The sequence below is a fragment of the Streptomyces sp. NPDC049970 genome (genome assembly GCF_040660235.1).
GTDB lineage: Bacteria > Actinomycetota > Actinomycetes > Streptomycetales > Streptomycetaceae > Streptomyces.
This window is the reverse complement of sequence record NZ_JBFALP010000020.1, coordinates 63,556-77,268: the sequence shown is the minus strand read 5'-3', so window position 1 is coordinate 77,268 and position 13,713 is coordinate 63,556. Positions and strand designations below refer to the sequence as shown.

Genomic DNA, 13,713 nt, shown 5'->3' with positions numbered 1-13,713 from the left:
GAGTCACGTATGCGAACGACCACTGGATGGCGGGCGGCCGGTCCGACGGCACTGCGGCGCGCGTCGCTGGAGCGCCGTGACCTGCGCCCGGATGACATCGCGGTGCAGGTCGACTACTGCGGCGTGTGCCACACCGACCTGCACTCCCTGCACGCCTACGACCAGCACACGAAAGCGCCCCTGGTACCCGGTCACGAATTCACCGGCGTGGTGACCGGGACCGGCGCCGTGGTGACCGCCTTCTCGGTCGGCGACCGGGTCGCGGTGGGCAACATCGTCGACTCCTGCGGCGTGTGCGTCATGTGTGAAGCCGGACAGGAGAATTTCTGCCACTCCTTCCCGACTCTGACCTACGGCGGCACCGACCGGCAGGACGGGTCGACCACCCTGGGCGGCTACTCCCGCGAGTACGTCGTGCGCGACACCTTCGCCTACCCGCTCCCCTCCGGCCTCGACCCGGCCGCAGCCGCCCCGCTGATGTGCGCCGGCGTCACCGTGTGGGAACCCCTGCGCTCCCTGGGCGTGGGCCCCGGCATTCGCGTCGCCGTGGCCGGCCTCGGCGGCCTGGGCCACCTCGCTGTCAAGATGGCCGTGGCACTCGGCGCCACCACGACCGTCATCAGCCGTACCCAGGACAAGCTCGACGACGCCCGCAAGCTCGGCGCTCACGACCTCATCGACTCCACCGACACCCAGCAGATGGCCACGGCAGGCGACACCTTCGACGTCCTCATCGACACCGTCCCCACCCCTCACGACCTCGCCCCGTATCTGAAGCTGGTGGCGATGGACGGCACCCTCAGCCTCCTCGGATACCTGGGCCCCGTCACCGTCGAGGCCACGGACCTCCTCATCGGCCGCAAGAAGCTCAGTTCCGCGGGCAGCGGAGGACGCATGGCGACAGCTGAGATGCTCCGGTTCTGCGCCGACAACGGCGTCGCCGCCGACATCGAAGTACTCCCGTCGTCACAGGTGGACACGGCACTCGACCGCCTCCGGCGAAACGACGTCCGCTACCGCTTCGTGCTCGACATGTCCGACCTGGACTGAAGACACAGCCGGCCGGGCCATTCCGTGCGTGCCGGACAACCGCACGCGCATGGCCGGCACCCCGCTCATGACCAAGGTCGCCGCACTCCACCCGACCGTCACCAAAGCCTGGGCCGACAACGGCTACAAGACCGAAGCCGTGGAACACGCAGCCCAGCTCGGCATCGACCTTGAGATCGTCCAGCGCGATCCCGCCACCCGAGGCTTCCACGTTCAGCCACGTCGATGGCTCATCGAACGCGCCCTCGGCTGGCTGATGCACCACCGCCGCCTGGCCCGCGACTACGAAACCCACCCCCACCGGTCAGTCGCAATGATCCAGCTGGCCGCCATCAATCTCATGGCCCGCCGCCTCGCCCACGAGACCACCCCCAACTGGCACGACGCCCATACAAAATGAAACAGACATCGGAGAACCAAACGCTCACCTAGGGCTGTCCCGCACTTCCCGGTGGATCAGCGCCCGGCGTCAGATGCGGTGCATCGCAAGGCGGAGGGACGTTCACGTACTGGACGCATATGGACGTTCCGACAACGCAGCGAGGTCACCGTAGCTGTCGTCGCGCGCCCGCCCGGAATTGCGGGAAAGCCCTTTGACGGCGACAGGCACCACCGTGAGCTTCGAGCCCGTCCCGCAGGACCCGGAGTTCCGGTGCGACAAGGTCTTCGCCGCAGGTGGCTGGGCGCCCTGACCTTAATCGACGCACTGCGCACCGAAGTCCCCCGAGCCGACGGAACGACACCGCCCCCCCCCGGTGGCGAGTGCCCGGGAGTGCCGTCGGTGCGCGCGTGCTCAGACGAACTCGATGGTCACGCTAGTCACATAGCCCCAGCTGCAGTACCCGTTGGCCCGGCCAGGCCCGGTCACCGTGGTGCTCGCTCCAGCACCCGCTTGCGTGCAGGAGATGTCGACGTACCACTTGTAGTCCCCAGCGGCGGTGCACTCCCCCCAAGCCTGGGTGGCGGTCCTACCGATGGTGCACGCGGGGTCCAGCGCGGGGCCGGCGGCCTGAGCGGGCCCGGACACCCCACTCAGCACCAGCACTGCTCCGATTCCCAATCCTGACACAGCCGTACGGATACGCATGCGTGCTCCTTCTGTTCGTCGAGGCCAAGGGCGTCATGGTCGACGCCCCAGCGGCGGCGTGTTTCACCACGTCACAGACTGTCGTGAACACCACACTGCAGTCACGACCGACCGCACGTCTCGCACAGAGAGAAAACCGGTCTCCCGCAGTGCCCAAGTGGCTTGAAGGGACTGCCCCGTTGTCCTCGCCGGCGCCTCGCACGACGGACGAAACCCAAAAGCTGCCGCAATACGACGTTGAGGGGGTGCTGCGGTGCGGGCCGGGGCGCCGGCAGATGCCAGGCGTCCGGCCGCTCAGGCTGCGCCGGCCTGGCTCGAGAGGTCGCTGGCGCGGTGGTGTTCGGCGTTGATCCGCTGGGCTTCTTCGCTGGTCCTCGAGGGTGATGACTGTGCAGGAGGGCGGGGGTGGTGATGGCTGCGGCTCCGGTCAGCAGCGCGGGGCACGCAGTAGTGCTGGGCCGGAGGCGCTCAGCTACGACGACATCGCCACCCCCATCACCCAGGTCACCGGCCTACCCGTGGAACACCACCGCCTGCCATACGAGCAAATGCGCGACCGCCTCAAGGCGCAAGTGCCGCTGGAGTTCGCCTCGATGCTGGGCGCTCCCCCCGCGCTCCACCACCAGCGGATCCCTGAAACCGGTACAGCTCCCCCGGGGTGGCTGGCAGCCTGAGCGGATGACCGAGCACACACAGCCGCGGATCTACGGAGCCGACCACGACGGCCCCGACCCCTACGCGCCCCGCCCGACCACACGTACGTCGAGCTGACCGGCAGACCGCTCGACGGTCAGCTGCTCGACATCACCGGACTGACCACCGACGAACGCACCGCAGGCGCCTACCTGACTACCCCGCCCAGCACACTGCTGCAGCCCCCTCTCAGCAAACGCCAGGTCAGATGTCACTCAACTGCGCAGCAGTCCCAGATGCTCCACGGGTGGGGCTGTGGCCTCGAGGAACGTGTACTTCGCGTCCATTACCGAGATCGGGCAGCCGCCGCGGTACAGCACCAGGTCGGGGCGGAAGGCTGCCCGGCGCTCCTCGTCCAGGCGGTGGACGTCTTGGGGAGCGCAGTGGACGCCGTGGCTGGCCAGGGCATCGCCGGGTGTCACCGTCACGAAGCGTTCGAAGACCTTCGGCAGGTCCAGCAGGAAGCAGTCCGCCGGGGTTGGCGTGCCGCCTCCTTCCGGCCCTATCGAGCGGCCGGACAGGAGAAGTTCGGCCAGCCCGAGGGTCGGGCCGTAAAGGGCGTTGAGGCGCGTCGGGGTCCAGGTGGGGAGGGGCGCGCCGGGGTGGGGGCGGCGAGTGCCGTGCAGCCGGTCGGCGAGGTGGCGGAGGGTCAGGCGGGTCGGTTGGAGGACGCCAGGCAGGTGGGCGGCCAGTTGCGGGGCGGCCAGGAGGATGCGGTGCTCGGGGATGTCGGGGGTGTGGTCGTCGTACCGAACCGATATCGGCAGCGGCAGGCCGGTGCGGCGGAAACTGGGCCGGGCTGTGGATACGGCCTCTGATCAGGGGAGCGAGAAGGAGAGCATCAGCTCGCCGCGGGTCCTCGCCGTCCTCGCACGGGGCGTCTGCCGTCGAGGGGGCGTGGGCGTCGCTATGTCATTCCACCGGCGTCCGTGACCATGCGGACGAGGGTGTCGACGAGTTCGTCGGCGGTGGTGTGCCACTTGACCGTGTCGAGGTGGCCGCTGAGCTCCATGCCCGCGATGCCGTGGGCGCTGGTCAGCAGCAGGGCGCCGTAGAGCCGTGCGTTCCGCTCTCCCGCGAGGGCGGCGACGATGTCCAGGAACTCGTCCTGAAAGCGTTCGGCAGCGCGGTCGGCCACGGCCGGGTCGCCTTCCGGCCCGCATAGCTGGCGCCGAATGCGATCCATCCCGTCACCGAGCTGCCCGGGGAGGTTGGCGCGCCGCCTGAACAACACCTGGTACAGGTGCGGCTGGTTCCGGCCAACGTCGATGAGGGCGCGGAGCGCGCCGCGCAGTTTCTCGGGGGCTGACAGGGTCGGGTCGGCCCGAAGGGCGTGCACCTGGTCGCCGAGCCGTTCCCAGCGTTCGGCGGCGACGGCGTTCAGCAGGCTGTCCTTGCCCGTGAAGTGCCGGTACGGCGCTCCCCGGGTCATGCCTGCCCGCGCGCCCACCTCGCGCAAGGTGACCGCTTCGGGGCCGCCGAGGTCGAGGAGCTCGGCGGCCGCGTCGAGCAGAGCGCGGCGGGTGGCGGCGGCGGACTCGGCACGGGTGGTCATGACGCCCATCATACAGTTGACAGTGTCATCTGAACCGGTACCGTACCCAAGGTGACAACGTCATCCGAAACCCAGAAGTTGATCGTCGTAACCGGAGCCTCCACGGGCATGGGTGCGTCTGCCGCCCGCGAACTGGCTCGCCAGGGATTTCACGTCCTGGCCGGCGTGCGACGCGACCGTGACGCCGACGCCATCCGATCGACCGGCATCGAGCCGGTCATCCTCGACATCACCAAGTCCGAGCAGGTGGAGGCACTCGCCGCGCGGGTCGCCGACGACCCTCGCGCGCTGCACGCGCTCGTCAACAACGCCGGCGTCCAGGTGAACGCCCCGGTCGAAGCCCTGCCGATGACGGAGTGGCGGCGGGTGTTCGAAGTCAACCTCTTCGGCCACATCGCAGTCACTCAAGCGCTCCTCCCCGCGCTGCTCCGCAGCAAGGGTCGTGTTATCAACATCAGTTCGGTCGGCGGCAAGTTCGCCATGGCCACATACGGCGCGTACGCCGGCGCGAAGTTCGCCCTGGAGGCGGTCAGTGACTCGCTCCGCCGGGAGGTCGCGCCGCTGGGCGTACAGGTGGTCGTGGTCGAGCCCGGCGGCGTCCGCACGGAGATGGCCGCCCGCGGGGTCGAGACGGCGAACCACCTGGCTGCCCAGATGACACCGGAACACGACGAGCGCTACGGCAGCCTGGTCCAGGCGAACAACAGGTTGATGGCCTCGGGCACTGCTTCAGGCTTGACCGCCGACGACGCCGCCCGGGTCATCGCGAGGGCCGTGACGACGCGTAGACCGCGCACCCGCTACACCGCCGGCCGGGATGCCGCCCTGATCATGCGCCTGGGCCCGATGCTGTCCGACCGCACGCTCGACCGCGTCCTCGCCGCCAACCTGCGCCGCCACTACCCGAAGGGAGCCGTCGACCGACGATGACTCCACGAACGGCTCCGTCCCCTGTGGTGCGGCCACCGGTGAGCTCACGGTCGACGGACGACTTGCCCTCCGGCCCGGGACGGGGACCCTCCCGGCGTCAAGCCGCGGGCTCGCTGCACGAGCGTCGCACGACGAGCACCAGGCGCTGCCGGATGCAAAGGCGGGCGGGCCCTCGGACCGGGCACCGCTCACTGACATGGGACAGGGTCTGAGCCCTGAGGATCTGCGACGAGCCTCCGCATCGCCCGCCGACAACCGCGGGTTGCCGTAGCTGGCCGTTCTCTGGCTGGGCGACCTCTTGGTCAGCCGCCGATCCGGCCGTACGGTGATGAGCCCTGTCGTCTGCCATGGGAATGTCAGCCGTTTCCCCATGGGCAGTGTCAGCGTTTGTCAGCCAGGCGGAATGATCAGTCGTCGAGTTCATGGCGGACGCGTCGGGACGGGCTGAACGTGTAGAGGTCGAGGATGTCGGGCGCCTCGGCGAGTCCGGGGCCGCCGTCCTTGACCCAGGTGGCGATGTCGGCAGCGGCGTCGGGGTCGTTAACCTGCCCGAGCCAGACCGGGCGTCCGCCGACCTTGCGGCCTTCGGCGGAGGGCTGGACGACGATGACGTTGGCGCGCTCGCACGCGTCCAGGCAGTCGGTGCGCCGGACCATCGCGACTCCTGCCAGCTGGGTGCGCAGGTCGGCGAGCTGGGCTTCGTGGTCCACTCGCGGGACCTTGTCCGGGGTGCCGCAGCAGCACCCGCGGCAGAGGGTGACGGTTGGCCGGGCGGCCCCCGAAGCGAGGGCGGCCTTCCTGGTACGGCGACTCACCGCATGTCCTTCGCGGCGCGGGTCCAAGCGGCCTCGCGCAGCAGACGCAGCCCGTTGAGGCCGACGATGACGGTCGAGCCCTCGTGGCCGAGCACGCCGAGCGGCAGCGGCAGGTGACCGGCCAGGTCCCAGATGACCAGGCCGGAGATGAACACTCCGGCGATCACCAGATTCTGCACCACCAGGCGCCGGGCCGCCCGGGAGAGGGCGATCACGGTGGGGATCGTGGCGAGTTCGTCGCGGACGACGACGGCATCGGCCGTCTCCAGAGCCAAGTCGGAGCCAGCGCGGCCCATGGCGATGCCAGTGTGGGCGGCGGCCAATGCGGGGGCGTCGTTGACGCCGTCGCCGATCACCAGCACCTTGCGCCCCCGAGCCTGCAGGCGCCGTACGGCTTCGACCTTGTCCTCGGGCAGAAGACCGGCGTGGACCTCGTCGCCGCTGATGCCGACCTCGGCGGCCAGGCGGGCGGCGGCGCGGGGGTTGTCGCCCGTCACCAGCATCGGCGTGCTGCCGGTCAGCGTGGTCAGGGCGGCAACAGTCGCGGTGGCATCGGGACGCAGCCGGTCGGCAACACCCAGCACTCCGACCGGGACGCCGTCGCGCAGAACCAGGACGGCCGTGCGGCCGCCGTCCTCCAGACCGGCTGCGATCTCGGCGGCGCGGGCAGAGCCGGTGTCGTCGTTTCCGTCGAGGAGGCGGGCGGGTGCACCGACCGCGACCGTGTGGCCGTCGACGGTGGCGGTGACACCGACGCCGGGAGTGGAGGTGAAGTCCCGCATGTCGGCGATCGCCAGGCCGCGGGTGCCCGCGGCGTCGACGACGGCGCGGGCCAGCGGGTGTTCGCTGGGGTGCTCGGCGGCAGCCGCGAGCGCCAGCAGGGTGTCCTCGTCCAGGCCGGAGCCGTTCAGAGGGCGGATGTCGGTGATGCGGGGGGTGCCCTCGGTGAGGGTGCCGGTCTTGTCAAGGGCGACCGCGTCGACCTGCCCGAGACGCTCCATGACGACGGCGGACTTCACCAGGACGCCGTGACGTCCGGCGTTCGCGATGGCCGACAGCAGCGGAGGCATCGTCGCCAGGACCACCGCGCACGGCGAGGCCACGATCATGAAGGTCATCGCCCGCAGCAGTGAGCCGGTCAGGTCTCCGCCCAACGCAAGGGGGATGAGGAAGACGGCCAAAGTCGCGAAGACCATGCCGAGGCTGTAGCGCTGCTCGACCTTCTCGATGAACAACTGGGTGGGCGCCTTGGTCGCGGAAGCCTCCTCGACCATGGCCACAATCCGGGCGATCACCGAGTCCGAGGCGTCCCGTTCGACCTTCACCCGCAGCGCACCCGTGCCGTTGAGGGTGCCGGCGAAGACCTCGTCACCGGTCTCCTTCGCGACCGGCAGCGGCTCGCCGGTGATGGTGGCCTGGTCCACCTCGCTGGCCCCGGCAAGGACGCGGCCGTCCGCGCCGACCCGCTCACCGGGGCGGACCAGGATGGTGTCCCCGACCACCAGGCCCTCGGTGGGGACCGTCGCCTCGCTCCCGTCGTCGGACAGCCGGGTGGCGGTGGTGGGTGCGAGGTCGAGCAGACCGCGCACCGCGTCCTGGGTACGGGCGGCGGCCAGGACCTCCAGCGCGCCGGAGGTCGCGAAGATGACGATCAGCAGCGCGCCGTCCATCACCTGCCCGATCGCCGCCGCGCCGATCGCGGCCACAATCATCAGCAGGTCCACATCCAGGGTCTTCTCCCGCAGCGCCGTCAGCCCCGCCCAGGCCGGCTCCCACCCACCGGTGACGTATGCGGCGGCGTACAGCGGGCCCCACGCCCAGGCAGGTGCGCCGGTCAGTTGGAGCGGCAGCGCGATCAGGAAAAGCACCAGCGCCGCCGCGGCCCAGCGCGCCTCCGCCAGCGCGAAAACGCGCGTACGGCGCTTCGGCGCCGTACGCGAAGCGGCCGGAGCGGCCCGTCCGGGCCGCTGGAGAAGGTCAGAAGGCATGACAAAACAACCCTTCAGGGCGAAAGCAAGGCGACACATCCACCGTACAGGAACATCTGAACAGGTCTTCAGGTGTGCCAGGTAGAATGGGCGGCATGGGTCACGGAGCCGACGACAAGAACCACGCCACCCCCCGCGAGCGCCTGGACGCGGCGGGGGCCACCGACGTCGCCGCCACCCTCCAAGCCCTGGCGACCCCTTCGCGGCTGTACATCCTGGCCCGCCTCCAGGAAGGCCCGTGCGCGGTCGGCGCCCTCGCCGAGGCCGTGGGCATGGAAGCCTCCGCCTGCTCCCACCAGCTCCGCCTGCTGCGCAATCTCGGGCTCGTCGCCGGAGAGCGCCGGGGCCGCTCCATCGTCTACGCCCTCTACGACCACCACGTTGCCGAGCTGCTGGAACAGGCCCTCTTCCACGTCGAGCACCTGCGCCTGGGCCTGCGCGACGTATCCACCGAGACGGGTAATGCCCTGGTCCAGTAGCAGGCCGTATCACCTGCTGCCCGACGACTACCGCTGGTCGCTTTCGAGCTGATGCGGAATGCGGAATGCGGGAACGATGAAGCTTGGCAGCTCAGCGAACAAGGAGTCGCTTGCCTGTTGGCGATGATGGTGGATCCAACGACCGGCATGATCACCCGGGTGCGACCGCCGCAGCGAAACGTGATGAACGCGCACCGGCCCCAGTTGGCGCGCGATCCGGGCGGACCGCGACCGCATCCTCCGCCTCCCAGGGGAGACGCCACCCGATGAACACGCCACCATCGCCGTCCGGAGCGGAGCACACAGACGTCTCGTCCGTCCGCCTGGGCGCTCTCGTCCCGCTGACGCGGCCCGGCTGGGTAGAGGCGGGCCGACACCTGCTCGCAGGACTCGCCCTGGCCGTTCGCGAGGTCAACAACGCCGGCGGGATCGGCGGCAGACCAATGGAGCTGGTGGTCCGGGACACCGCGGCCGATCGGGAGCGGGCCGCGGCGGCCGTGGACGAACTGGCCGGCCTGGGCGTGGCCGGCGATTACCACAGCGTCGTCGCCCGCACCGCCGCCGCCCGGGCCGACGCCCTCGGCGTGCCGTTCCTCTGCTCGTCCGCAGCGCTCGACGCGCTCACCGAGGAGCCCACGGAGTGGGTCGCGCGCCCGGCCCCGGCCCAGTCCCACGGCTGGCGGATCTACGCGGACTTCCTCCTCGGCGCGGGTCGGCGTCGAATCGCCGCGGCGACCCAGCCGGGCGTCTACTGGGCGTCCGGGACCCGCGTCCTGCGAGACCACCTCGCTCCCCGCGGCGGCGCCGTCGTCGAACTCGACACGAACGCGCTCACTCCCGAGGCCCTGTGCGACGCCCTCGTCGACCACGGTGCGACGGCGCTCCTCCTACTGGTCGGCCATCCGGAGCCGGCGGTGCCGATGGTCAGGGCCGTCCGGGGCGACCGGCAGCTCGCGGGGGATCCTGATCGGTGCTCCGGCCGGACAGCCGGAGTTCGCCGAATGGGCCGCGGAGCTGGGCGGGGACGGCGCCGGGATCCCGTTCCTGCGCTACCTGCCCGAGCGCCTCGGTCCGCTCGGCGAACGCGTCGGGAAGGAGCTCCGCGAGCGGCTGGGCGAAGCGCCCTCCTTCGTCGCCTTCGAGGGCTGGGACACCGTCGCCGTCCTCGCCGCGGTGCTGCGTCCCCTCGGCACGGACCGGGCGGCCATCGCCGAGTCATGACCCGCGCGTGACGGTCGAGGGCACCCGCGGGCCGATCCGGTTCTCCCGCACGCCGGGCATCAGCGTTTGGCAATGGGCGTGGACACCAGTCCAAGTAGTTGATCGGGAGCCGGCGGAACCCGATCGCTTTCGGATCCTCCACACCGGCTGAGAGAGCACGAGAGTCCGGCTGCGGCACACGTAACTGGATCTTCGAGCGACTGGCATGACGAAGAAGACAAGGCCTGGCCCCGCACCCGACGAAACGGGCGACGCCAGGGCCGGGAAGAGCGAGGACAGGAACAGTGCGTACTCCTCGTACGCGGCCCGGGCCTCAAGGAGAGCGCCTTGGGCGTCGCGGAGGTCCTGGGGAAGGCGAAAGCGGGGCAGTCTTCGGCACCCATCAATGCTACGTATGTTCGAGTATTGGTTGCGAACGGCACGCCGCCGTGATCGCGCGGGTGCACTCGAATGCGACAGAGCTGCAGGCGTGCACGCCCGGCGTGGAGCCGCACCCTGGAGAGTTGAGCGCGCCGATAGTCATCCACCGCCCCTCCCCCACCGGCGGCCGGCGGGTCACCATCCGCGGGCAGATCGCCGGGCTCGCCTACGAGGATCACAACGTCGTGAAGTTCCTGCGACGGGCCGCACTGCCGGACACGGAGCAGCTGCTGGACCAGCCGGAGTGGGTGGAATGGCGAGGCGGGCGCGCACACGTACGCGGCCGCGTAGACCACAGCGGGGTGAGTGCGGTGCGGCGGCCACGTCTGCTCCAACGCCTTGAAGTTTCCTGCCGCTCGTCCCCGCTGGTGATCCGCTGGGACAGCCCGCAGGCGATTCCGTCTTTCGGCGCGATCGTCACCGACCCGTACAGAGTGATGTCTCCGAACTGAGGATCCCGCCTACCGCGCCAGCGGCGGCGTGCCGCTCACCGTCACACAAGGCCGGCGCCACGCTCGTACACGCGGGACTCAGGTCACCGGATCCGGCCCCGCTTCTGTCCACACTGAGCGATGTGAACAAGGGCCATGAAGAGGATGAGCGGGACCCCATCTGAACACGACCGAGGGCACCGGAGTACTACTCATCATGCGCGCCTTCGCCTCTGGCTCCACGGCCATGACCGGCATCGAGGCCGTCTCCAACGCCGTACCGGCCTTCAGACCCGTCCGATGGCGCAACGCACGCACCACGCTCACCGGGATGACCGGCCTGCTCATCGCCATGTTCGCGGGCATCATCGCCACCGTTCACTTGCGCGGTGTCATCCCCGCAGCGGCGAGAACGTCCTGTCGCAACTCGCCCATCTGACGTTCCATTCCGGTCCGATGTACGTCTTCGTCCAGGCCGCAACCGCGGCGATCCTCCTCTTCGCGGCGAACACCGCCTACAACGACTTCCCTCGCGTACTGCTCCTCCTGGCCCGCGACGGCCACGGCCCCCCGCATCTTCCTCAGGCAGGGCGATCGGCTGGCCTTCAGTAACGGCATCGCCCTGCTGTCGGTGGCTGCGGCCCTCGTCTTCGTGGTGTTCGCCGGCAGCACCGATTCGCTTATCCCGCTGTGCGCCGTCGGCGTCTTCCTTGCCTTCAGCCCGTCGCAGACCGGGATGGTGGTGCACTGGCGCCGCGTGCGTACCCGGCACTGGCGCAAGAGCCTCGCCTTCAACGCCACCGGGGCAGTGCTCTCCACACTCGTTCTGATCACCGCCGCCATCACCAAATTCACCTCCGGCGCCTGGGTCGCCCTCATGGCCATCGGCCTGTTCCTACTCCTGGCCACACGCATCCGGCACCACTACCAAACGGTCGGCGCGGCGCTGCGACTGCACCCCGCCGCTACCGAAACACCCGGCCATACCGGCACACGTGCTCATGTCCCCACGCCTGTGCCCGCGCAACACCCCGTACACCCCGAAGCGGGACGGCCCGACCACGACAGGGATGATGGAGAAGAGGAGGAGGAAACACCCCAGGCCGTGCATCATCTGGCGGTCGTCGCCCTCGCCTCCCTCGATCTCGCCGGCCTACGCGCCCTCGCGTACGCAGCCTCACTTCAACAACCCACACTTGCCCTGCATATCAGCCCCAGCGAGGAGGAAGCAGAGCGATTCCGCGACTACTGGACCATCTGGGGCGACCACGTGCCGCTCCACGTCGAGCTCTCCCCCTACCGGGCGATCGTCGCACCACTGATCCATTACATCGAGGCACTTCACCACCAACGTCCCGGCCTCACCATCACCGTGATCCTCCCCGAGATCGTGACCCAGCACCTGCGCCACCGACTCCTGCACAGCAAGGACGCCGCCCGCCTCCGTCGCGCCCTGCGGCCACTGCCCAAGATTGTCGTCACGAGCATTCCCTTCCACGTCCCTTGAGGAAGAGCCACGGATTGCTCCCCGAACTGTTCGCCCTGCACTGGTTTTGTTCCGCTTTGACGGAAATCCGAGATCTGGGGTTCTGCCCCGGGCGGATCTCCGTCAAAGCGGAACAAGCCCAGCTCAGTGCCTCATGGGTCCTACGGTGCTGACCGAGGATCGGCGCCATTCGGATGGCCTTCCCCGCTCGTGCGGCGAGGTACGCGACACTCCCGGTACATGCGTCCCGCCTCGACCCCTGCGCGGTCATACTTCGAACCGCCTGTTATGCCGCAGCCAGAAGGAGACCTGCATGGACCCCACGCTTATCAACGGCATCCCTGCCCATCCACTTCTGGTCCATGTGGTGGTGGTACTTCTGCCGCTGTCCGCCCTGTGTCTCGTGGCATGCGCGGCATGGCCGCCCGTCATGCGAAGGTTCGGCCTGGCTCTGCCGGTCCTGGCTCTGGTGTCGCTCGTCTTCGTACCTCTGACCACGAGCGCAGGCGAGTGGCTACAGGAGCGTGTCCCGGAATCCTCGCTCGTGGAGAAGCACGCGGAGATGGGTGACGAACTGCTCCCATGGGCGATCGGGCTGCTGGTGGTGGCAGTCCTGGTCTGGTTCGCCTACCGGCGCTCCTCGTCTTCGGAGCTTCCCGCGACGGCGCCCGGCACGGCCAGGACCGGGAGGCCGGCCACGGTGGTGTGGGCCATCGCCGTCGTCCTGTCGGTCGTGGTGGCTGTCGGCGCGGTGGTGCAGGTGTACCGGATCGGTGACTCCGGAGCCAAGTCCGTCTGGCGCGGTTCGTTCACCACGTCCGGGAACTGACCTTCTGCTGTACTGCCTCCTCGCCTTGTCCGCTGTCCGCTGTCCGCTGTCCGCTCGACGGGCGTACCGTGGGGGTGTCAGCACATCGACGCAGGCAGGCCCCCTCTGGGCGGCAGAGAGCACGGTCGTCAACGGCGGGGTCCGGAACGCGGTGCAGTATGTCGACACCTCTTCGTCACGGGCACTCGCCCGGCCAGGACGCCGCACCACATCGTTACGGCCCCCTGCGTCTCCGCCTCACCGAACAGGGGAAACACTCTCGCTTGGACGGCGCATGGTGGCCACGTTCACGCGATCTCGATTCCGAGCTACCGGAGTTGATCGCCCGTCTGGACCTGGAGTGGGGCCGCATCATCGACGTCACGGTCAACCGGCGGCTTTGGCCGAGTGTTCCCCACCATGTGGGCGCCGGAACCCATACGGTCCGCCTGGGGTGGTTCGACGCTGAGCAGGATCCGCATGTGCTGATGCTCTTCTCCTACCCGCCGGGCCACTGGGAGCTGCTCGTCGTGCCACCCGAGACGGAGTCCGAGGACGCCGCGCGCCTGATGGCTGGCGCCTCCCGTGCCGGAAATCTCAGGACGGCGAGTGCACTGGTCGATCCCGCCTCCACCGATCGCTGGGGTTCCGACCGTTGGACCGGTGCGGGTCCTCGGGACTGGGGCGCCGAGAAGCGAGCGACAGCCCGGGGACGTTGAGGGAAGGGGCCGCGGTGCCCGATCCCCGCTT

At 69.5% G+C, this 13,713-nt stretch carries 9 protein-coding genes and 5 pseudogenes; 10 read left to right on the top strand and 4 right to left on the bottom strand.

What is annotated here, in order from left to right; genetic code table 11:
- Positions 1–9 precede the first annotated feature (9 nt).
- From AB0I83_RS26975 to AB0I83_RS26965, 3 genes and pseudogenes are all read left to right on the top strand, one after another.
- The gene (locus tag AB0I83_RS26975; protein ID WP_363306462.1) at positions 10–1,050 is read left to right on the top strand and encodes an NAD(P)-dependent alcohol dehydrogenase; all 1,041 of its coding nucleotides are present in this window, start codon (positions 10–12) and stop codon (positions 1,048–1,050) included.
- A gap of 52 nt (positions 1,051–1,102) precedes the next feature.
- Positions 1,103–1,450: pseudogene (locus tag AB0I83_RS26970) on the top strand (transposase); the annotation flags it as partial.
- Between the two features lie 1,142 nt (positions 1,451–2,592).
- Positions 2,593–2,736, top strand: a pseudogene (locus AB0I83_RS26965) (ergot alkaloid biosynthesis protein); the annotation flags it as partial.
- Between the two features lie 309 nt (positions 2,737–3,045).
- Here AB0I83_RS26965 and AB0I83_RS26960 read toward each other — a convergent pair.
- Both AB0I83_RS26960 and AB0I83_RS26955 read right to left on the bottom strand, forming a co-directional pair.
- Entirely contained in the window at positions 3,046–3,558 is a 513-nt protein-coding gene (locus AB0I83_RS26960; protein ID WP_363306492.1) for a hypothetical protein, read from the bottom strand.
- 179 nt (positions 3,559–3,737) lie between these two features.
- Entirely contained in the window at positions 3,738–4,385 is a 648-nt protein-coding gene (locus tag AB0I83_RS26955; RefSeq protein ID WP_356538007.1) for a TetR/AcrR family transcriptional regulator, read from the bottom strand.
- Positions 4,386–4,436: 51 nt separating this feature from the next.
- Here AB0I83_RS26955 and AB0I83_RS26950 point away from each other — a divergent pair, with 51 nt between their 5' ends.
- Positions 4,437–5,315 carry an SDR family NAD(P)-dependent oxidoreductase gene (locus AB0I83_RS26950; RefSeq protein WP_363306461.1) on the top strand — a complete coding sequence of 293 codons (879 nt, stop codon included), beginning with the start codon at positions 4,437–4,439 and terminating at the stop codon, positions 5,313–5,315.
- A gap of 407 nt (positions 5,316–5,722) precedes the next feature.
- Here the strand turns inward: AB0I83_RS26950 and AB0I83_RS26945 are convergent, their stop codons facing one another.
- Complete coding sequence (locus AB0I83_RS26945; RefSeq protein ID WP_363306460.1) at positions 5,723–6,130, bottom strand: (2Fe-2S) ferredoxin domain-containing protein; 408 nt, start codon at positions 6,128–6,130, stop codon at positions 5,723–5,725.
- The gene (locus AB0I83_RS26940) at positions 6,127–8,118 is read right to left on the bottom strand and encodes a heavy metal translocating P-type ATPase (protein WP_363306459.1); all 1,992 of its coding nucleotides are present in this window, start codon (positions 8,116–8,118) and stop codon (positions 6,127–6,129) included. Before AB0I83_RS26940 ends, AB0I83_RS26945 begins: the two co-directional genes overlap by 4 nt.
- 95 nt (positions 8,119–8,213) lie before the next feature.
- Here AB0I83_RS26940 and AB0I83_RS26935 point away from each other — a divergent pair, with 95 nt between their 5' ends.
- The 6 genes and pseudogenes from AB0I83_RS26935 (at position 8,214) to AB0I83_RS26910 (ending at position 13,682) form a co-directional block, all read left to right on the top strand.
- Positions 8,214–8,597 (top strand): metalloregulator ArsR/SmtB family transcription factor, encoded by a 384-nt coding sequence (locus AB0I83_RS26935; protein WP_363306458.1) that lies wholly within the window; start codon positions 8,214–8,216, stop codon positions 8,595–8,597.
- Positions 8,598–8,863: 266 nt separating this feature from the next.
- Positions 8,864–9,969, top strand: a pseudogene (locus tag AB0I83_RS26930) (ABC transporter substrate-binding protein).
- A gap of 352 nt (positions 9,970–10,321) precedes the next feature.
- A pseudogene (locus AB0I83_RS26925) lies at positions 10,322–10,513 on the top strand (hypothetical protein); the annotation flags it as partial.
- A gap of 346 nt (positions 10,514–10,859) precedes the next feature.
- A pseudogene (locus AB0I83_RS26920) lies at positions 10,860–12,176 on the top strand (APC family permease); the annotation flags it as partial.
- Between the two features lie 292 nt (positions 12,177–12,468).
- Positions 12,469–12,984, top strand: a complete 516-nt coding sequence (locus tag AB0I83_RS26915; RefSeq protein WP_363306457.1) for a DUF2231 domain-containing protein — start codon at positions 12,469–12,471, stop codon at positions 12,982–12,984.
- 158 nt (positions 12,985–13,142) lie between these two features.
- Entirely contained in the window at positions 13,143–13,682 is a 540-nt protein-coding gene (locus AB0I83_RS26910; RefSeq protein WP_363306456.1) for a DUF5994 family protein, read from the top strand.
- Positions 13,683–13,713 lie beyond the last annotated feature (31 nt).